Annotated in this window: 16 protein-coding genes; 9 read left to right on the forward strand and 7 right to left on the reverse strand. The window is 70.0% G+C overall.

Features of this window, described 5'->3' with window-relative positions; genetic code table 11:
* Positions 1–58: 58 nt before the first annotated feature.
* The gene (gene rplQ, locus HZ992_RS01320) at positions 59–457 is read left to right on the forward strand and encodes a 50S ribosomal protein L17 (RefSeq protein WP_209384885.1); all 399 of its coding nucleotides are present in this window, start codon (positions 59–61) and stop codon (positions 455–457) included.
* A gap of 46 nt (positions 458–503) precedes the next feature.
* Here the strand turns inward: rplQ and HZ992_RS01325 are convergent, their stop codons facing one another.
* From HZ992_RS01325 to HZ992_RS01335, 3 genes are all read right to left on the reverse strand, one after another.
* Positions 504–1100: a winged helix-turn-helix domain-containing protein gene (locus tag HZ992_RS01325; protein ID WP_209384886.1), complete on the reverse strand. Its 597-nt coding sequence runs from the start codon at positions 1098–1100 to the stop codon at positions 504–506.
* 240 nt (positions 1101–1340) lie between these two features.
* Positions 1341–2717, reverse strand: coding sequence for an ATP-binding protein (locus HZ992_RS01330; protein WP_209384887.1), 1377 nt, complete (start codon positions 2715–2717; stop codon positions 1341–1343).
* Positions 2710–3414 (reverse strand): response regulator transcription factor, encoded by a 705-nt coding sequence (locus HZ992_RS01335; RefSeq protein ID WP_209384888.1) that lies wholly within the window; start codon positions 3412–3414, stop codon positions 2710–2712. Before HZ992_RS01335 ends, HZ992_RS01330 begins: the two co-directional genes overlap by 8 nt.
* 263 nt (positions 3415–3677) lie before the next feature.
* On the opposite strand from HZ992_RS01335, the gene HZ992_RS01340 reads away from it, so the two are divergent.
* The 8 genes from HZ992_RS01340 to HZ992_RS01375 all read left to right on the forward strand — a co-directional run bounded on the left by HZ992_RS01340 (position 3678) and on the right by HZ992_RS01375 (position 18484).
* Entirely contained in the window at positions 3678–9530 is a 5853-nt protein-coding gene (locus HZ992_RS01340) for a hypothetical protein (RefSeq protein WP_209384889.1), read from the forward strand.
* A 21-nt stretch (positions 9531–9551) separates the two neighbouring features.
* Entirely contained in the window at positions 9552–10766 is a 1215-nt protein-coding gene (locus tag HZ992_RS01345; protein ID WP_209384890.1) for a multicopper oxidase domain-containing protein, read from the forward strand.
* Positions 10767–10792: 26 nt separating this feature from the next.
* Positions 10793–12190 carry a multicopper oxidase domain-containing protein gene (locus tag HZ992_RS01350; protein WP_209384891.1) on the forward strand — a complete coding sequence of 466 codons (1398 nt, stop codon included), beginning with the start codon at positions 10793–10795 and terminating at the stop codon, positions 12188–12190.
* Between the two features lie 19 nt (positions 12191–12209).
* Positions 12210–14291, forward strand: coding sequence for a cadherin-like domain-containing protein (locus tag HZ992_RS01355; protein ID WP_209384892.1), 2082 nt, complete (start codon positions 12210–12212; stop codon positions 14289–14291).
* Between the two features lie 138 nt (positions 14292–14429).
* Entirely contained in the window at positions 14430–14921 is a 492-nt protein-coding gene (locus tag HZ992_RS01360) for a hypothetical protein (protein ID WP_209384893.1), read from the forward strand.
* On the forward strand, positions 14881–16347 hold the full coding sequence (locus HZ992_RS01365) for a S8 family peptidase (RefSeq protein ID WP_209384894.1): 1467 nt from the start codon (positions 14881–14883) through the stop codon (positions 16345–16347). Before HZ992_RS01360 ends, HZ992_RS01365 begins: the two co-directional genes overlap by 41 nt.
* Before the next feature lie 2 nt (positions 16348–16349).
* Complete coding sequence (locus HZ992_RS01370) at positions 16350–16955, forward strand: SCO family protein (protein ID WP_209384895.1); 606 nt, start codon at positions 16350–16352, stop codon at positions 16953–16955.
* Positions 16956–16960: 5 nt separating this feature from the next.
* Positions 16961–18484 carry a c-type cytochrome gene (locus tag HZ992_RS01375; RefSeq protein WP_209384896.1) on the forward strand — a complete coding sequence of 508 codons (1524 nt, stop codon included), beginning with the start codon at positions 16961–16963 and terminating at the stop codon, positions 18482–18484.
* Positions 18485–18511: 27 nt separating this feature from the next.
* Here HZ992_RS01375 and HZ992_RS01380 read toward each other — a convergent pair whose 3' ends face one another.
* Genes HZ992_RS01380 through HZ992_RS01395 form a run of 4 tightly spaced genes read right to left on the reverse strand, consistent with a single transcriptional unit; the run spans position 18512 to position 20731 of the window.
* The gene (locus HZ992_RS01380; protein ID WP_209384897.1) at positions 18512–19210 is read right to left on the reverse strand and encodes a response regulator; all 699 of its coding nucleotides are present in this window, start codon (positions 19208–19210) and stop codon (positions 18512–18514) included.
* The gene (locus HZ992_RS01385; protein ID WP_209384898.1) at positions 19207–19743 is read right to left on the reverse strand and encodes a type II secretion system protein; all 537 of its coding nucleotides are present in this window, start codon (positions 19741–19743) and stop codon (positions 19207–19209) included. The genes HZ992_RS01380 and HZ992_RS01385 overlap by 4 nt, the downstream gene beginning before the upstream one ends.
* Positions 19740–20255: a type IV pilin protein gene (locus tag HZ992_RS26095; protein ID WP_371816771.1), complete on the reverse strand. Its 516-nt coding sequence runs from the start codon at positions 20253–20255 to the stop codon at positions 19740–19742. The genes HZ992_RS01385 and HZ992_RS26095 overlap by 4 nt, the downstream gene beginning before the upstream one ends.
* Entirely contained in the window at positions 20249–20731 is a 483-nt protein-coding gene (locus tag HZ992_RS01395; RefSeq protein WP_209384900.1) for a type II secretion system protein, read from the reverse strand. Before HZ992_RS01395 ends, HZ992_RS26095 begins: the two co-directional genes overlap by 7 nt.
* Between the last annotated feature and the right edge of the window lie 6 nt (positions 20732–20737).

Here is a 20737-nt window from a genome sequence, read left to right on the forward strand (position 1 = left end):
CTGTGTGCAACCCCCAGTACCTGATCCGGCTGGGGTTCAATAAAGACAGGAAAGCACCATGCGTCACCGTCACGGACTTCGCAAACTCAACCGCACCTCGGAACACCGCCTGGCGATGCTCCGCAACATGTGCAACTCGCTGCTCACGCACGAGGCGATCAAGACCACGGTCCCCAAGGCCAAGGAACTGCGCCGCGTCGTCGAGCCGCTGATCACGCTGGCCAAGGAGCCCACGCTGGCGAACCGCCGGCTGGCCTTCGACCGCACGCGCGATCGCGCCGTGGTCTCCAAGCTGTTCGGCGAGCTGGGCCCGCGCTACAAGGCGCGCCCGGGCGGCTACACCCGCATCCTGAAGATGGGCTTCCGCCTCGGCGACAACGCGCCGATGGCCTTCGTCGAGCTGGTCGACCGCCCCGAGCCCGTGGTGGCCGAGGAAGCGGCCGAAAAGGCCGAGTGACACGCTCCGCGGCGTGAACGAAAGAGCCGGCGTCAGCCGGCTTTTTTCATGGCCGCAGGCGAAAGCCGCGGCCGCGAATCGTCTCGATGGCGTGGCGGCCGAGCTTGCGGCGCAGGTTGTACAGATGGACGGCCACGGCGTTGTCGCTGGCCGTGGCATCGCCGCCGATGAGCTGCGCGATTTCCTGTCGCGACACGACGCGATCCGGGCGCCTGACGAGCAGCGTGATCACCTGCCACTCCAGAGGCGTCAGCTCGACCGCTGCACCGTTGAGCTGGATGAAAGGGCGGTCGAGGTCCACGAGCAGCTCGCCGCCCATCAGACGCTGCGCCGCGCCCAGGGCCGTGCGTTCGGCCCAGGCCAGAACGCTTTCCACCAGGGCCTCGAGCCGCGCCGCGGAGCCGGCGGGCGACAACCCCGGTTCTTCCAGCAGCATCGTGGGAACCGACTCGCCACCGCCGGCGAAGCCCGTGGCCTCGGCGGCGCGCCACAGCGCGCCATCGATGGCCAGCATCTCATGGTCGCTGCCCGGCGCGGGCGCGGGCCACTCTCGCTGCCAGCGTGCGCCATGGCCACACGACTGCAGCCGCGCCATCAGCGCCGCAGCCAGGGTTTCGTCTTCGGTCACCAGGAGAAGTCGCACGGCGCCCTCGGGAAGGCTGCCCGGCCTCCGGGGCAGGCCGGGTCGGGCACTGCGACCCGCAGCCCGTGGCACGCCCCACTCGAAACCTTGGCGCGCTGCGCCGTTCCAGTCGTCGTTCATCGCGCGCCGGCAGATTGCTGGACAAATGCCAGGAGCGGGCACGACCACATCGCGCGCCGCTCCTGGCGCCTGCGATGGAGTCTGGCGACGGTGCCTTAACCGACGATGAAGAAACCGGGATCAGACCCGATTCAGCGGGAAATGCACCTGCACGCGCAGGCCACCCAGCGGCGACTCCAGCAGCCGGATCATGGCCTGATGCGCCACCACCACGGACTGGACGATGGACATCCCCAGGCCGACGCCCTCGTCGCCGATGGCGCCTAGCCGATCGAAGCGCTCGAACACGCGTTCGCGCGACTCCGGCGGGATGCCTGGGCCGGAGTCGTCCACCGTCAAGGTGATGGCCGCGCCCTCCCGGCGTGTGCTGACGTTCACGCGGCCGCCCGCCGGCGTGTAGCGGATCGCATTGCCCAGCAGGTTGCGCAGCAGCAGCAACATGCCCAGCTCCATCGCCACGATGCGCTCTTCCATGAAGTCGGACTCGATGCGGAGCCCCCGCCGCGACGCCAGGCTGCCCAGATCGCTGACGACGCTTTCGTACACCCTGGCGATGTCCACCGACTGGCGCAGACGGTCGGTGTCGCTGGCGACGCTCTCCATGCGGGCCAGATCAAGCAACTGGTCCAGCAGGTGGGCCGCGCGGTCCACGCCGACCATCACCGCGGCGAGCGACTCGGCGAGCTCCTCCGGGGAGCGGGCCGTGGCCGCGATCTGGGCATGCGCGCGCAGGCCGGCCAAAGGCGTGCGCAGTTCGTGCGCGGCCACCGCGGTGAAGCCACGCTCCAGCGACAGCGTCTTGTTGATGCGTTCGAACAGCGCGTTGATCGAGGTGATCATCGGCTTGAGTTCGACCGGCGGGTTCTCGGCGACCACCGGGGTCAGGTCGATCGGGCTGCGCTGGCTGAGCTGGGCGGCGGATGCATCGATGGAGCGCAGCGAGCGGCGCAGCAGCCACCAGGTGACGGCAAACACGATGCCGAACGGCAACAGCAGGAAGCCGATGAAGTAGAGGCTGACGATGCCGATGGCCGATTCGCGCTCATCCAGGCATTCGGCCACCTGGATGACCATCTCGCCGCCATTGCCCTCCATCGAGAAGACCCGAAAGTCATCGCCTTCGATCGCCACGGTGCCGAAGCCGAGATTGCGCAGCGGCATCATCGGAACGCTGGGCGAAGCCTTGTAGCTGTGCAGCAGCATGCTGCCGTGTCGCGTCCAGATCTGGTAGCGGTAGCGCGAGCCGAGCGTCGCGGCGGTTTCGGTGTGCATCAGCTCGGTGCGGCCCTCGCCGAGGATCTCGGTGATCTCGTGCTCCGCGAACGACAGCACCGTGCGCGCCAGGTCCTCGAGCCGGGAGTCGAGCAATCGCTGGTCTTCGTGCTGGGCCGCCCAGTACATGGCGCCGCCACCGGCCAGCAGCGTGGTCAGGCTCGCCAGCGCCGCGATGACCAGCAGCCTCGTGCGCAGCGACCAGTCTTTCGGTTTGCTAATCATCGATCGTCTCCGCGCCCAGCTGGTAGCCCACGCCCCGCACCGTCTTGATCAGGCCGGGTTCGAACTTTCGCCGCAGGTGGTGGATGTACACCTCGACCGCATTGCTGTCGATCTCGTCGCCCCACCCGTACAGCGTTTCTTCCAGGCGTTCACGCGAGAGGATCTGCGACTTCTTGCGCACCAGCGTCTCGAGCAGCCAGAACTCGCGGTTCGTCAGCGGCACCAGCTGGCCCTTCCAGGTGGCCGTGCGCCGCGCCGGCTGCAGCTTGAGCGCGCCGTGCGAGAGCACGGCCGATGTGCCGCCCGCCTGCGCGTGCTGCACGCGCCGGGTGATGGCGCGCACCCGTGCGTTCATCTCGTCCAGGTCGACCGGTTTGACGAGATAGTCGTCGGCGCCGATCTCGAGCAGGCGCACCCGGTCGATCAGGCCGCCCCGGGCGGTGACGACGATCACCGACATGCCCGGGCTGCGCTCGCGGATCGTCTTCAGGCAATCTTCGCCGCTGGCGTCGGGCAGGTTCAGGTCGAGCATCACGCAGTCGTATTCGGCGGCGCGCATCGCGCCGACAAGGTCGCGGCCGAGCTCGATCCAGTCCACCGCGTAGCCGGCGCGCAGCAGCGACTTCTGCATGGCTGCGCCAAACAGCTTGTCGTCTTCCACCATCAGGATGCGCATCTGCAGCTTGACCTCCGCCAAACCATTTTCGCCAATCGAAGCGCCGACCGCGACCCCCGGACCCGACGGAGCGCCGTGAACTCGTCACGCGATTAAGCCTGCCTAAGGCGCACCCGGCGCGGCGATGCCGGGCACCCCGTGATCGCGGGGTGCTGGGGGTCGACCCTACCGTGAAGAGCAGGTCCGCCACCCGCAGCAACAGTTCGACACGTCCATAGAGTGACCCCCATGGCAAAGGAGCCGCGCTCGTGTCGAGCGTCGGTTCGTGGTCAGCAGGGGGAATCATGGAATCACCGACCGTACGCGCGCTTTGGAACCATGCCGGTGCCGGCATCGCCCGGTTGATGCTCGGCTTGACGTGCCTGGGATTCGTCTCCGCGCAGGCGGTGGAGATCCGCGTCAGGGGCACCGACGGCGTCGCCGTCACCGCCTACCGCTACACCATCGAGGAAGACGCGACCTACCAGGTCGTCCCCGACGTCACCGGGCTCAATGGCGACCCCACACTGTCGCTCGGCTTCCACCGCAGCCACACGAGGGTGGTGCAGGTCGGCCACAGCGATGGCGCTGGCGTGGTCAACTTCCCCGCCACCGATCCGAGCAAGCGCTACTACGTGTCGGTGCTGCCCGACAACGCGAGCTTCGGCACCACCGCCACCGGCTACACGATGAACGGCATGCCGATCCGCGCGGCAGCCAGCGGTGCCTTCCCCGACGTCGTCGTGCCCGTCAACCCGCTGCCGTTCAAGACCTCGCAGATCTCGGTCTTCGTGTTCGAGGACAACGCCCCCATCAACGGAGCGGCGGATGCACCCGGGGTGCAGGAGTCGCCCCTGTGCGGCTGGGAAGTGCAGCTCTTCGAGGCCGGCGGCACCTATGGTGCTTCGGGCGGGCGCATGTCCACCGACACCTTCGGCAACCCGCTGGGCACCGAGTACGCACTGAATGCTGATGGCTCGCCGCGCTACAACCCCGATGGCTCGCTGATGTATTCGAAGCTGGGCGCCAACCAGCTCTGGACCGATCGCAACGGCGTGGTCCGCATCAAGAACCTGTCGCCGGCCAAGTACACGATCTTCTCCATCGCGCCGCCGGTGATGCCCAGCGTGCAGCGCTGCAACTTCGCCGATGCGAACGGCAACGCGACCAACGTGCCGATCTGGATCGCCACCGAGGCACAGCGCACGCGTGTCGACCAGGTGGTGTGGGACAACGGCTTCGAGATCACGCCGGCGATCAGCGGCCAGGACCAGTCGAAGTGGCACCAGACCACCACCATCGAGGGCACCTGGGGTGTCGACGCCTGGGTCAAGTCCGGCGAACCGAGCTTCTTCAAGGAGTTCGGCCCCCCGGGCCACCACGTGTGGCACGGCTTCGTGCGCCGCTTCAAGGACACGTCGGTCACCGGCCTGAGCGGGCCCGCTTCGGTGAGCGGCAAGGTCGTCAGCACCCACATGTCGCGCCCCCCCGGCGTGCGCTTCTATTCCGGCGCGCCCGTCGCTGCCTGCTGGATCGGCCTGAACGAAATCGCCGCCGGCGTGGGACTGGGGCGCACCCTGTACGCCAACTCCTGCGACGACCAGGCCGGCCGCGAAGGCATGTTCAGCATCACCGGGCTGAAGCCGGGTCAGCGCTACCAGCTCGCCGTGTGGGACGAACCGCTCGACAACGTCATCGCCAACTACGAGTTCGTGATGCCCGCCGACGGCAGCAACCTCAACCTGAACGACGTGCCGGTGTTCAGCTGGTTCAGCAACCTGCAGGGCAAGGTCTTCTACGACAAGGAAGGCACCGGCTTCCCGTACGACGCGGCCGGCGCGGCCAAGCCCGGCATTCCCGGATCGGTGGTCAACATCCGCTTCCGCGACGGCTCGATCTACAACTCCACCGTCACCGACGACGAAGGCAACTACCAGTTCGCCGAGGTCTTCCCCTTCTTCAACTGGCTGGTCGCCGAGACGGACTTCACCCGCTTCAAGGCCACCGGCGCCACCATCATCGCGGACAACGGTGGTGCGGTGCTCAACCCGCCGGCCAACCTGGCCGACCTGTGGCCCGCCAACACGCTGACGCCGCAGCTGCAGCCCGAGAACGCCAACCAGCCCTGGCGCATCTTCGGCGGCAAGAACGCCGATGGCTCGCCGGTCGCGCCGAGCTCGGCCAACCTGCTGCAGAACTTCCAGGGCTTCCTCGGCCAGACCAACGTCATCCACTGGGGCAAGAGCGAATACAACCCGGCCGATGCCAACGACCACGGCGGCATCACCGGCGTCGTGCACTACGCCTCGACGCGGGCCGAGAACGACCCGAAGTTCGCCACGCCCGAGAACAACGAACCGGGTGTTCCGAACGTCGAGATCCGCCTGTACCGCCTGAACAACCAGAACAAGGTGGTGGCGCCCAACGGGGCCATCGTCGAGCCGAGCGCGGCCAACCTGAGCCACGCGGTGCAACTGGCCACGACCGACAGCTTCGACAACGCCATGCCGGCGAACTGCGTCGACCCGAACCCGTACGCCGACCGCGCCGGCAACAGCTTCGCCACCGGCCCGAACCAGAGCCGCTGCTACGACGGCATGCGCATCTGGAACCAGGTGCGTGACGGCGTGTTCGACGGCGGCTTCGGCTTCGTGGACTACTGCCCGGCCGGCCTGGCTGCCGACGGCAGCTGCAACCCCGACCCGGCGCGCGCCAGCAGCATCGACCCGGTGCCGCTGCCGCCCGGGCGCTACATGCTCGAAGGCGTGGCGCCCTACGGCTACGAGCACCAGAAGGAGGAGGACAAGAACGTCGACTTCGGCGACCTGCTGGTGCCCGGCACGCTGGCCAACCCGGCCGAGTGCCTGGGTTCGCGCGACGAGGCGCTGGACGACAACGGCCAGCCCTACTTCAACGGCACCACGCCGAACCTCGTGCCCTCGTCCCTGACGCTGTTCGAGGGCGTCGAGATCCCGGCTCGCTTCCGCGACACCTACGCGGCGGACAACACCACGGTGCTGGCGCGGCGGCCCTACTGCAACAAGAAGCTGGTGGTGCTGGCGCCGGGGCTGAACCCGTTCGCCGACTTCCACATGTTCACCAAGACGCCGGTGGCCGGGCACATCGTCGGCATGATCCTGGACGACCTGGCCAACGAGTTCGATCCGTATGCGCCGAGCTTCGGCGAGAAGTACGCGCCGCCGTTCATGCCGGTCTCGATCCGCGACTACGCCGGCAACGAGATCAACCGCGTCTACTCCGACCGCTACGGCACCTACAACGCGCTGGTGCCCTCGAGCTTCGCCTTCAACGTGCCGATGCCTTCGGGCGTGGCGCCGAACATGGTCAACGTGTGCCTGAACTCGCCGACCATGAAGGACCCGGTGACCGGCGGCACGGTGATCGACCCGCACTTCAATCCGCAGTACACGCAGTTCTGCTACACCTTCCAGTACCTGCCGGGCAAGACGACCTACCTGGACACGCCGGTGCTGCCGATCGCGGCTTTCGCCGGCCCGTCGCAGTACGCGCTGGACACCGAGCAGCCCGACGGCACGCCGGGCATCAAGATGGTGACCGGGCAGTTCAACGCCAACGACGTCGGCCCGTGGGTGCCCGCGGCCGGCGGCACGGTGCGCATCGTGTCGATGGGCCTGACCAAGGTACACAACCCGGCCTACGACCAGAACGACCTGGGCACGCCCGGCACGAACGCGGTGCCCAAGACGATCGACCGCAACTACGGCTTCGGCGCCAGCGCCGGCCAGGTGATCATCGGCGGCACCGCCATCGCCGCGGCCAACGTGAGCTGGGCCGACGACGTCATCACCGTCAACGTGCCCAGCGGGGTGAGCGGCACGGTCGAGGTGGTCCATGCGAACGGCCGCAAGTCCGTGCGCGGCGCCACGCTGCATGCCGGCACCGTGAACATGGCGGCCGGCCGCGTGCGCCCGGTCACCGTCGGCCAGGGCGGCGGCTACGACTTCGCCAGCATCCAGGCGGCGATCGATGCACCGGGCACCGTCGACGGCGATCTCATCACCGTCGCGCCCGGCCTGTACGAGGAAGCGCCGATCGTCTGGAAGCGCGTGCGGGTGCAGGGCTACGGCGCGCCGGTGACGATCATCAATGCCTCGATGGGCGCCGATCCGGTGCGGCTGGCCGGGTGGCGCGGCAAGGTCTGCGACCTGGTGCTGAACCAGGGCATGTCGGCCGCCCTGCTGCCGGGGCAGGCGGTGCCGGCCAACATGGCTGCCTGCCTCACCGGCGACACGGTGGACAACGCGCCGCCGCTGTTCGCCACCGAGGAGTCTTCCGGCTTCTTCATCCTGCAGCGGCCGCTGGCGGGCAACGCCGCGAGCCTGGCCAACGGGCCGTTCATCCCGGCCTCGGCGAACAACAACCTGCGCCCGGTGCGTGCGCTGCAGATCGACGGCTTCACCGTCTCGGGTGCGGACACCGGCGGCGGCATCGTCGCCAACGGCAACGCGATCCAGCTGCAGATCTCCAACAACCGGATCATCGGCAACCAGGGTCTGTACAACGGCGGCATCCGCATCGGCCACGCCGACCTGAACCAGGCCGACCTGCCGGTGGATGCCAACAACCTGCTGGTCAACATCCACCACAACGAGATCCTGAAGAACGGCAACACAGCCGGTGAAGTGGTCGGCGGCGGCGGCGGCATCTCGATCTACACCGGGGCGCGCGGCTACCGCGTCGCGCACAACTACGTGGCCGGCAACTTCTCCACCGGCGACGGCGGCGGCATGGCGCACTTCGGCCAGAGCAGCAGCTACACCGCCAACGGCAACGCCGCGGTGCGGGCGCGGATGGTCGATCAGGACAACCGCACGGTGCTGCTGAACGCGGTCACGTACGCCAGCACGGTGTCGGACAACCAGTTCCGCTTCAACCAGTCGTTCAACCAGGCGAAGTCGGTGCAGGGCGGCGGCCTGGCCATCGTCGGCATCGTCGACCCGGCGGGCACCGGCATTGCGCTGGGCACCGGCAACGTCACCGTCATCAACAACGTCTTCCAGGGCAACCTGGCCGGCGCGGGCGACGGCGGCGGCATCGCGATGGTCGGCGTCAACGGTTCGGGCGACGTCAACAACGGCCTGCGGCTGCTGTGGAACCGCGTCGACATCCTGAACAACGTGATCGTCAACAACGGCGCGGGCGTGGCCGGTGGCGGCATCTCGATGCAGGACGCGGCGAACGTCAACATCGTGAACAACACGATCGCGATGAACGACAGCTACGCGACAGCGGCGCGCGCCTTCCAGGGCGGCACGAGCCCGACACAGGCGTCCAACTGCGCGCTGGGGCTGGGCGACCCGGGCTGCCTGGTGATCTCGCAATCGGTCGTGCAGAACGGCGCCGGTGTCGTCGGCTACGGCCACTCCGGCGGCCTGCTGGCGCGGCTGGGCGCCTTCACTGCGCTGAACCAGGCGCTGGCCGGCAAGGCACGCTGGTTCTCCGACGGCCAGATCATCAACAGCGTCGTGCTGGGCAACCGCAGCTTCAACTGGCGCATCGACTACTCGATCGACCAGACCACCTGCTCGTACAACACCGCCAACGGCAGCCCCTGCTTCGGGCTGAGCGCGCAGGCCCCGCAGGCGCGCAGCGGCAACGACGTGGCGGTGCTGTTCGCGCCGGCCGCCACGCCCGACCCGACGCTGACGAGCTCCTACTCGGTGTTCTCGGCGATCAACGCGGGCGACGGCACGGCGGGCGGCGGCGGCAACGCGCAGGGCGACATCACGCTGCCCGGCGTCGACTTCCGCAGTGCCTACGAGATCGGCAGCAACGGCGGCCTGCGGCAGCTGCTCGCGGCGCTGGAGCAATCGGTGGTGCGTGGCGCGCCGGTCCTGGAGGTGCAGGAACCCACCGTGGTGACCACCGCGGCGGCGTTCGACGAGGGCGGCAATTTCATCGACGTGCGCTTCGGCCCGCTGACGCGCGGTGCGACGGTGACGGGCAACTGGGTCGACTTCGGCACCTACAACCCGACGGCCGCCGCGGTCGCGCCCGGAGGCCACTTCTCGCTGGGCCAGAGCCTCGTGATCCTGGCCTGGCCGAAGCTGGCCAACGACCTCAACGGCGTGCCGCGCAGCAACGGCAACTTCGCACGCGGTGCGCTGGCTCAGTAACCCGCAGGGAGAGCAACCATCATGAAGCTCAGCAAGTTCTTCGCAGCCCTGCTCGGCACGCTGGCGTTGCCGGCAGCGATGGCCGGCGTGTATCCCCAGTGCCCCAGCGACGTCACTGCGCTGGGCACCGACAGCGTGGATCCGGCGACCGGCCTGACCTTGCGCACCTACACGCCGCCGGGCGGCAACCGCAAGGTCTGCCTGCACGTGGTGGCCGGCGACGGCTGGCAGGTGCTCGGCGACGGGCGCCAGGCCTACGGCTTCGGCTTCGCGCCGGCGCAAGGGCGTGACGAGGAGGTGATGATCAACGGCATCGCCGCGGCGAAGTTCCCGGCGCCGACCATCACCTTCCAGGAAGGCGACGAGGTCTGGCTCTCGCTGACCAACGTCGGCATGATCCACCGGCCCGACCTGTTCGACCAGCACTCGGTGCACTGGCACGGCTACCCGCAGGCCTCGGCGATCTTCGACGGCGTGCCGCAGGCCTCGGCCACCGTGCAGATGGGATCGACCTTCACCTACTACTACAAGGTGAACGACCCCGGCACCTTCATGTGGCATTGCCACGTGGAGGCCACCGAGCACATGGAGATGGGCATGCTGGGCATGCTCAACGTGCTGCCGCGGCAGAACGGCAGCGCGCGCACCAACGACGGCAAGACCTTCACGCGCTTCGCCTACAACGACGGCGACGGCTCGACCGGCTACGACCGCGAGTTCTCGCTGCAGATGGGAGCGGTCGATTCCAACTTCCATGAGCTCCACGAACTGGTGCAGCCGCTGCCCTTCCTCGAGCTGAAGGGCGACTTCACGCAGCTCAACGGCCGAGGCTACCCGATGACGACGCTGGAGAACCAGGCCGACATGCCGGTGGGTGCCGACGCGCCGGCGCTGTCGCAGCAGCTGCACTCGGTGCTGCGCGCGACGGCCGGAGACCGCGTGCTGCTGCGCCTGACCAACCTGAGCGTGGACGCCTACTACACCCTCACCGCGATGGGCCTGCCGATGCGCATCGTCGGCCGTGGCGCCGCCATCGCGCGCGGCCCGGCGGGCGACAGCTGGGCGCACAACACGGCCTCGGTGACGCTGGGCGGCGGCGACGGCGTCGACCTGCTGATCGACACGCGCGGCGTCGCGCCGGGCACCTACTACCTGTACACGACCAACCTGAACTTTCTGAGCAACGGGGCCAACGAGGACCGGGGCGGTCTGATGACCACCTTCGTGCTGCAGTGAGCCGAGCCACCGGGAGGACCACCACCATGAGCCCGAACCAGATCCTTCACCGCGCCGGTCGCTGGCTGCTGGCCGCCGCGCTGGCGATGGCCGGCGTGCAGGCGCAGGCCGCCATCGTCGGCGCCAGCGGCACGCTTTCGGCGGGCACGCGCAGCTTCGAGATGTTCGCCGGCGAGGGTTATCCGAGCATGGCCGACGGCGTGCAGATCTATTCCTGGGGCTATGGGGCGAGCACGGCCTCCGGCGGGACCGGGCTGATGCAGATCAGCGGCCCGACGCTGCTCGTCCAGCAGGGCGAGACGGTGAGCATCAGCTTCACCAACAACCTGCCCACGCGCAGCTCGATGCTGTTTCCCGGCCAGGTCGGCGTGACGGCCAGCGGCGGAACCGCGGGCGTGCTGGCCCAGGAGGCCGCGCCAGGCCAGACGGTGACCTACACCTTCACCGCGGGCCAACCGGGAACGTACCTGTACCAGAGCGGATCGCAGCCGGGCCTGCAGGTCGAGATGGGCATGGTCGGCGCGCTGATCGTCTACCCGAGCGGCAACCCGGCCGGGTCGAAGTGGGCCTACAACCACATCGGCACCGCCTACGACCGCGAGTCGCTGTTCGTCGTCGGCGACATCGATTCCGACATCCACGCCGCCATCGACGAGCAGGTCCGGGCATTCAGGGCCCTGCCGGGCTACACGGCGACGTCGGAAGGGCTCTTCACGGCCGACCTGTCCAAGCGTTTCCCGAAGTACTGGACGCTCAACGGCCGCACCTCGCCCGACGTGTTCGCGAAGAACTTCGCCGGTGAACTGCCGCACCAGCCGTACAACACGCTGCCGCGCCTGCACCCGGGCGAGAAGATGCTGCTGCGCATGATCGGCGCGGGCACCGACCTGCACCCGATGCATCACCACGGCAACAACTCGTGGGCCATCGCGCGCGACGGCCGCATGCTCGGCAGCACGCCCGCGGCCGGCCCGAACCTGGCCTTCTCGGACTACACCATCAAGGTCGTGCCCGGACAGACGCTCGACGCGCTGTGGAGCTGGACCGGTGCCGGCCTGGGCTGGGATGTCTACGGCAAGCTGTGCAACCCGGCGCAGGCCAACCCGGCGGCAGCCGACTACTGCACGCACACCGCGCAGCAGCGCCACCAGCTCGCCAGCGACATCGGCAAGCCGATCCCGGTGAAGCTGCCCTCGGAGTTCGAGCTGGCCTACGGCGAGTTCTACAGCGGCAGCCCCTACCTCGGTGACTTCGGCATCCGCCCGGTCGGTGCCGGCGCGGCCAACACTTCGGGCGGCTATTTCCACATGTTCCACTCGCACAACGAGCGCGAAGTGGTCAATGGCGGCATCTTCCCCGGCGGCATGATGACCATGTTGGTGATCGAGCCCCACGGCGTGACGATCGACGTCGGTCAGCCTTGAGCGGCAGCAGGGAGCGATCATGAACAGCGCATGCAAAACTGGCGGCCACACCACGGTGTTGCTGCAAACGGCGGCGGCGGCGCTGCTGGCGATCGCCGCGGGCCAGGCGACGGCGGCTTCGGTCACCCTGTGCGCCGAGCCGTACACCGTGGACCTGCCGGGCGCGCCCGGCGTGCCGATGTGGGGCTATCGGCAGGTGAGCGACGCGAGCCTGTGCAGCGCCACCAGCGCGACGCGCAGTGCGGCCGACGCTCCCGTGCTCACGGTACCTGCGGGCGACACCACGCTGGCGATCACGCTGGTCAACCGGCTGACCGTGCCGACCTCGGTGGTGCTGTCGGCGCAGGCCCTGGCCAGCGATGGCGGTGCGCCGGTCATGGCGGTCGACCTGATCGGGCCTTCGTGCGATCCGTCCACCGGCACGGTGGCCGAACGGCTGGCCTGCCGCGTGCGTTCGTTCACCGGCGAGACCGATCCGGGTGCGAGCCGCACCTACACGTTCACCAACCTGCGCCCCGGCAGCTTCCTCTACCAGAGCGGCACGCACCCGCAGGTGCAGGTGCAGATGGGCCTGGCCGGCCTGGCGCGCGTCGTCGGCGCCGGCGATGCGGGCTTCGACCGCGACACGCCGGTGCTGCTCAGCGAGGTCGATGCCGACATGCACGGCCGCATCGCGAGCACGCTGGGCAGTGCCGACCCGAGCAGCTGGAAGGCGGGCAACAACAGCACGCTGAACTACGCGCCACGCTTCTTCCTGATCAACGGCCGCGTGTTCACGGGGATCGACGCCAGCGGCGCGGCCGCCACCGACCTGCCGGTGGCTGCGGCCAACGGTTCGCGCATCGGCCTGCGCATCGCCAATGCCGGTCTGCAGTCGCGCACGCTGATGCTGACCAACGGCACCTGGAAGCTGCTCGGCGAAGATGGCTACCCGTATGCCGCGCCGCGCGAGCAGGCGACCGTGCTGGTGCCTGCCGGCAAGACCACCGATGCGCAGATCATCGCCAACGTTCCGGCCACCGGCGTGAACCGCAGCGTGGCGCTGTTCGACCGCCGTGGCGGGACCGACAACGCCGATGGCTCGGCCCTCGGCGGACAGGTGGCGCGCGTCGCGCAGTCCGCGCCGGTCGGGCCTTCGATCGAGCCGATCGGGTCGCAGGTGGTCAACGAAGGCACGAGCCTCGCGCTGCAGGTGCAGGGCAGCAACATCACCGGCGGCTACACGCTGAGCACCACCGCGCCGGGCATGACGATCTCGCCGACCGGGCTGATCGCCTGGGCTGCACCGCTGGGCACGAGCGTGCCCACGGCCTACGACGCGACCGTCAGTGGCAGCGATGGCAGCACGACGGTGGCGCAGACCTTCAACGTGCGCGTGAACCACACCCCGGGCATCGCGGCGACCGGCCCGATCGCGGTGGCGCACGGCAGCGTGACGATCGCCGCGCCTGGCGTGCTGGCGGGGGCCACCGATCCGGACGGTGACGCACTGAGCAGCGTGCAGACCGTGGCGGCGAGCGCCGGCACGCTCTCGCTGAACGCCAACGGCTCCTACACCTGGACGGGCCCGCAGCCCGCCACGGGCAGCGCGCCGGTGACCTTCAGTGTCGCCTCGCGCGACCCGTTCGGCCTGCAGTCGGCGCCGGCAACGGTGACGCTGAACGTGGCGGCCAACGTGGCGCCGGTGGCGGCCGGCGATGCGTACACGATCACGCTGGCTCGTGGAGGCTTGTTCAACTTGCCGCTCGCCATCGGCAACGCGGCGCAGATCACCGCGATGACGAGGCCGATCGATCCGACCCTGACCGGCAATGACGTCGACCCCGATGGCGGCAGCATCGTTCCGGGCAGCATGGCCGTCCAGGCGGGGAGCGTCCGGCGCATCAACCCGACCACGGGGGCCACCATCGCGCTCGTTGCGCAGCGCGAAGCCACGGTGACGATCGTCGGTGGCACCTTCCGCTTCACGCCACGCATCCCGAACACGAACATCGCGGCGCTGCAGGTCCCCGTCGCCGGCACCTACGAGTTCATCTACACCGTGCGCGACGAACAGACTGCGGTCTCCAACGCCGTGCCGGTGCGGGTGACGGTCAACTGATCTCTCGCTTCCCGAAGCGAAACGGGGCTTCGGCCCCGTTTCTTAATGGTGGCTAAGCGGGCGTGCCGCAGTGACACGCAGCCATGGGGTCGCGGCGCGGCAGGCGCGGTGCCACCATCGTCTTCAAGGAGAGCCGCCATGGTCGACACCCTATCCAGGGCCACGAGGTACCGCCCGCTTGCAGTGATCGCCATGGTCGCTGGGCTGATGCCGTGTGGGCCGTTGCACGCGGCGGGCGACACGGCGCCGGCCCCAGCCGCGCCTGCCGCGAGCGCCGCTGCGGCACAGCGCATCGAGGACTTCGGCGTCGAACTCGTCGGCGTTCGCCTGTCGGGCGCCGATTTCCTGATCGACCTGCGCTACCGCGTGAAGGACGTCGCCAAGGCGCAGATGCTGCTCGAACGAAAGATCCAGCCGGTGCTCGTCAACGAGGCCACCGGCGACCGCTTCTACGTACCGCAGGTTCCGAAGGTGGGTTCCTTGCGCCAGTCGGCGACGGCCAAGCAGCCGGCGCAGCTGGACAAGGTCTATTTCATGCTGTTTGCCAACCCGGACCGCAAGCTCCGGGCCGGCGAGAAGGTGACGCTCCATGCAGGCGATTCGATGGTCAAGGGACTCGTGGTCCAGTAGGCGGCTGGCGGCACTGGCCGCCGCAGCGCTGGGCGTGTCGGCCGCCGGTGCGGCCACGCTCGAGCCGGATCTGGCCGCGCGCCTGGCGCGCGACCAGGGCACCCAGCGCTATCCGGTGATCCTGCGCCTGGCGCAGCAGCCCGATGCGAACGAGATGGCGCAGCGCGTGGCCGCCGTGCCGCAGGGGCAGCGGGGCGGCCGCTTGCTCGAGGCGCTGAAGGCCTTCAACGCGCCGCTGCAGGCGCCCCTGGTGCTCGATCTTCAGGCGCGCCATGCCGAACAGGTGGTGCCGCTGGTCACGCTCAACGCGATCGCCGCGCTTCTGCCGGCCAAGGACATCCGCGAGCTCGCCAAGCGCAGCGACATCGCCAGCATCCGCTACGACATCGGCCTGCTCGCGCCGTCGCGCCGGCCGGTGGCCGACCCCTGCAAGCCGGCGCGGCCGACGCCGCGCCAGCGCCTGCCCAAGTCGTGCCGCAACGAAGGCCGAGCGCCCGCCGCGGTGCAGGCGGCCGGCTTCGATGCACAGCTGCCCGCCTCGGCGGCCTTGCAGGCGATCGGCGCGCCGGCCGCCTGGCAGGCCGGCTACACCGGCAAGGGCGTGACGGTGGCGGTGGTCGACACCGGCATCGACGCCTCGCACCCCGATCTGGCCGGCAGCTTCCGCGGTGGCGCGGCCGACTGGTTCGACGTGCATGGCGAACATGCCCGGCCGATGGATCGCCACGGCCACGGCACGCAGATCGCCGGCCTGGTCAGCGGTACCGGCGCGAGCGGGCAGACGGTCGGTGTCGCGCCGCAGTCGCGCTGGATCGCCGCACGCATCTACAACGACCGCAACATCGGCCGCCTGTCGCAACTGCATCGCATCACCGCCTGGCTGCTCGATCCCGACGGCAAGCCAGCCACGCCGGATGCGCCGCAGGTGGTGCTCAATGCCTGGGGCCTGGGCGACCGGCCCGGCAGCTGCGACGACGAGTTCGCGCGCGACCTGCGCTGGCTGCGCGCGGCCGGCATGCACGTGGTGTTCGCGGCGGGCAATGGCGGGCCGATGGAGAATTCCAGCGTGAGCCCGGCCAACAACGCCGGCGCGCTGGCGGTGGGTGCTCTCGACGGCGAGGGCCAGATGGCGATGTTCAGCAGCCGCGGCGTGTCTGCCTGCGATGCGCGGCCCTACCCCGACGTGATGGCGCCGGGGGAGCTGCTGCGCACCACCGACCTCGCCGCCGGCAGCATGCCGATCACCACCGTGGCCACTGGCACCTCGTACGCCGCCGCATTGGTCAGCGGCGAGCTGGCGCTGCTCCTGCAGGCGCGGCCCGACATGCCGATGGCCGAGCGCGAGGCACTGCTGCGCGCCGTGCCGGGCGAGACCCGGCCGCCGCTGCTGCGCGCGCTGGGCCTGGCGCCGCGCACCGCGCCCTGACGATGCATCGCGCCAGCTCCCCCGAGCGACGCCGCAGCCTCGCCCTGCTGCTCGGCGCGGGGCTGTCCGCCCTCGTGCCGCGCCGCAGTGGCGCGACGGCGGCGGCGCGGCAGACGCAACTGCTGCATCCGAAACTCGCGCCGGTGCCGGCGGTGGCGCTGACCACGATGCGGGGCGAGTCGCGCCGGCTCGACAGCGAACTCGACAACGCCGTGCCGCTGGTGCTGAACTTCGTCTTCACCACCTGCTCGACCAGCTGCTCGCTGCAGACCGCGGTGCTCGCGCAGGTGCAGCGCGAACTCGACGGCCGCGGCCGCAAGCTGCAGCTGGCCAGCATCACCATCGATCCCGACAACGACACGCCGGAGCAGCTGCGCCGCTTCGCCAGCAGCTTCCGCACCGGGCCCGGCTGGCAGTTCTATACCGGCCGCTTCGACGACCTGCTGCGCGTGCAGAAGTATTTCGACGTCTATCGCGGCAGCAAGGCCTCGCACCCGCCGGTGCTGCTGATGCGGCGCAGCGCGCGCGCGCCCTGGTTGCGCGTCGAAGGCTTTCCCGACGCGGCCGAGCTGGTGGCGTTGATCGAATCGCTGCCGGCCGCGGGGTGATCGGCGTGCGGCTGCGCGGAGCCGTGCTTGCGCTGTGGGCGCTGGTGCTCGCCCATTCCCTGCCCTCGGCACGTGCGGCCGACACCGAGCGCGGCCGGGCGCTCTACGAAGGCCGCGTGGCGATGAACACTGTGGGTGCCTCGCCGATGTCGGCTGCCTGCGCGGCCTGCCACCGACCCAGCGGCATGGGCAACTTCGAGGGCGGCCTGGCCGTGCCGCCGATTGCCGGCGCGATGCTGTTCAAGCCGCTGGACCGCGATACGGCGCGCTTCTTTCCGGCGTCGGCGCGCTGGCGCGTGCGGCCGGCCTACGATGAGGCCTCTCTCGGCCATCTGCTGCGCAGCGGCGTCTCGCCCGACGGCGTGACGCTGCCTGCCGCGATGCCGCGCTACCGCCTCGACGATGCCGATCTCGCCGACCTGAGCGCCTACCTGCGCACGATGTCGCAGGGCACACCGCCGGGGCTGGACGCCGACACGGTGCGCGTGGCCACCGTCACCACGCCCGATGCCGACCCGCAGCGCCGTGACGCCATGCTGGCCACGCTGCAGCACTTCGTCGCGCAGAAGAACGGCCAGTCGCGCCACGAGGCGAAGCGCTCGGTGCAGTCCTCGCGCACGCGCGAGATGGTCATGTACCGCAAGTTCCGCGTCTGGCAGCTCGAGCATTGGGCGCTGCAGGGCGAGCCTTCGACCTGGGCCGCACAGCTCGATGCGCGGCAGTCGCGCCAGCCGGTGTATGCGCTGGTGGCGGGGATGGGCGGCGCACAGTGGGCACCGGTCGATGCGTTCTGCGCGCGCCACCGCCTGCCGTGCCTGCTGCCGCTGGCCGAGGCGGGCGGCGGGCGCGCGCCGGGCTTCTACAGCCTGCACTTCCATGCCGGCATCGATGCCGATGCCGCGATGGCGGCGTCGCGCCTGAAGGCGCAGGGGCTGCGCCGCGCGTCGCTCTGGGGCACGCCGGGCCCGCTGGCCGATCGCGTGCGCGGCGTGTTCGCAGGGCAGGGCGTGGCGCTGGTCGACGGCGACCAGGAAGCGCAGGCGATCGTCTCGCTGTTGCCGCCAGCGGCCCACGCGGCGCGCCTGCGCGAGGGCGACCACGGTGATCGGGCGGTGGCCTGGCTGCCCGGTACCCACGCGCTCGGTCAGGCCGAGCTGGATGCGTCGCTGCCGCGGACGCCGCGCGGCTGGATCGTCACGCCGATGCGCACTGGCGAGCCGCTCGATCGCCAGTTGCTGCGCACGCGCCTGTGGCTGCGCGGCCAGGGGCTCGAGAGTGTTCCAGCCGACGTGGCGGCCAGCACGCTGCAGGCCGCCACCGTGCTCGGCGAGGGCCTCGTGCACCTGGACTTCGGTTTCACGCCGGAATACCTGCTCGAGCTGCTCGAGCACGGGCTGGAGAACGTGATCCCCTGGAGCCCCTATCCGCGCCTGGCCATCGGGCCCGACCAGCGCATCGCTTCCAAGGGCAGCTGGGTCGGCGAGGTGCGCGAGGGGCGTGTCGACTGGCAGTGGCAGGCGTTGCCCTGACGGGGCGCGCCGCGCGGCTGCGCGCGATCAGCCGGGCACGCCCGACTCCAAGGCCATCGCCGAGCGCGACGGCATCTGCGGACGCTGTACCAGGCCGAGCTCGACCGCCAGCAACGCCAGCTCCACCGCCGAGTTCAGGCGCAGCTTGCGCATCAGGTTGGCGCGATGTTTCTCCACCGTCTTGGCGCTCAGGTTCAGGTAGGCGGCGGCGGAGCGGTTCGTGCCGCCCTCGGCGATCAGCTTGAAGATCGTGCGCTCGCGGCTGGACAGCGTGTCCCAGGGGTTCGTGTCGCGCGACTTCTGCGGGTGCAGCATGCCGTCGAGCAGCAGGCTGGCCAGGTCCTGGCCGAGGAAGCGCCGGCCCGCGAGCACCGTCTTCACCGCCAGCAGCATCTCCTCGGCGGGGCAATCCTTGCGCAGGAAGCCGGCGCAGCCGGCGCGCATCGCCTCGCTGGCGTGGATCTCGGAGTCGTACTCGCTCAGCGCCAGCACCTTCTGCTGCGGCAGCCGGCGACGGATCTGCGCGGTGGCATCGATGCCGCTGGTGCCGGGCAGCGTGAGGTCCATCAGCACCAGGTCGGGCTGCAGCTGGAGGGTCTTGACCACCGCCTCGCGCCCGTCGACGGCTTCGTCGACGACGCTGTAGTCGGGATGGGTGGCAAGCAGCGCCCGCAGGCCGTGGCGCAGCAGCGGGTGGTCTTCGGCAACGAGGATGCGGTAGCTCATGGCGTGGCTGCTGACGAGGTGACGGTGGAGGGGCTGGCGCGCGGCGGCACCGGCGGTGCCGGCGTCGCGTTGGCACGGGGAACGAACATGAAGCGCCACGACGCGTACTGCGTGGCGCCCTCGAAGGCTTCGAGCCCGGGGGCGAAGGCGGTGCGGCGCAGCGGCTCGCCGTCGGCCTGGCTGTAGACGCCGACGATCTGGTTGCCGCGCCGCACGATGCCCCACGGCAGCTCGGGCTGCATCGGGTCGGCGTAGATGCGGCGCAGGTGGCGCACCGGGTTCGGGAAGCGTGAGTCGCGCACCAGTTCGTCCAGCGACACTGGCAGGTGCTTCACCGGGCCGGGCGTGGCGCGGTGGTACGACTCCAGCGCGGCGCGGAACTGCTGGCCCACCCACAGCAACTGCGTCTCGCGTTCGCGCTGGCGAGCGGTGACGGCCGACTCGGCGAACTGCACCGCGGCCAGCCCGCCCAGCGCCAGCAGCACCACCAGGCCCATCAGCACCACGCCGCGCGAGGTTCGCACGCGATTCATCGTGCGCCTCCCGCCTCGGGCGCCGACGCGGCCACCGCCGTCGCGGTGACCACCATGCTGGAGCCACCCTCGCGCGCCACCCGATTGGGCAGGGCATCGGCCGCCGCATCGGTGGCCACGGCGGCGGCCCGGCGCGGTTCGCCGTTCAGGTCGGTCATCGTGCTCTGCACGTCGATCACGCCGCCCTTGTCGGCGTCGCGCGGCGCCACCACCACCCAGGTCGGCGATTCGGTGAAGGGGTCGACCGGGATCGCGCGCAGGTAGCGCTGCGTGACCAGGTCTTCCAGCTTGTCGGGGTAGCGGCCGCGGTCGCCGTGGAACTTGTCGATCGCCTCGCGCAGCGCGGCGAGGTTGCTCTGCAGCACCTGCTCGCGACCGCGCTCCAGCGTGGCCATGTACTGCGGCAGCGCCAGCGAGAGCAGCAGGCCGAGCATGGCCATCACGATGACCAGCTCGATCATCGTGAAGCCGCGGCAGCGGCGTGGGTTGGCGCAGCGCATCGGCGTCACCATTCGCGGTAGGGCGTGCCGTCCAGCGCGATGCCGGTGGCGGTGGAGTAGACGTCGTAGACGTCGTCGCCGTCGCGCGGGTCGTCGGGTGGGCTGACGTAGCTGCGCAGGCCCCAGGTGGAAGCCGCATCGGCACGCGCGTCGGCGAAGAACGGGTCGCGCGGCAGGCGCCGCAGGAAGTAGAGGCGGCCGCCTTTCGGGTCCTGCGCATCGGCCACACCGGTCACAAGCACCGCCAGCGAGGGCGGGTAGCCCGACTCGCCCAGGTTGCGCACGATGCGACCCTGCAGCACGGCCGCGTGGTAGCTGTCGATCGCATCGCGGATCTCGCGCAGCGAGGCGCGCAGCGCCTGCTCGCGGCTGCGCTGCACGGCCGTCTCGGTCAACGGTGCGGCCAGCATGGCCAGCACGCCGAGCAGGGCGAGCGTGACCACCAGCTCGATGAGCGTGAAGCCGCGGTGCGCGTGGATTCGTGCCATCGCGGC

Origin of the sequence: Rhizobacter sp. AJA081-3, from assembly GCF_017795745.1 — a bacterium.
GTDB lineage: Bacteria > Pseudomonadota > Gammaproteobacteria > Burkholderiales > Burkholderiaceae_C > Piscinibacter.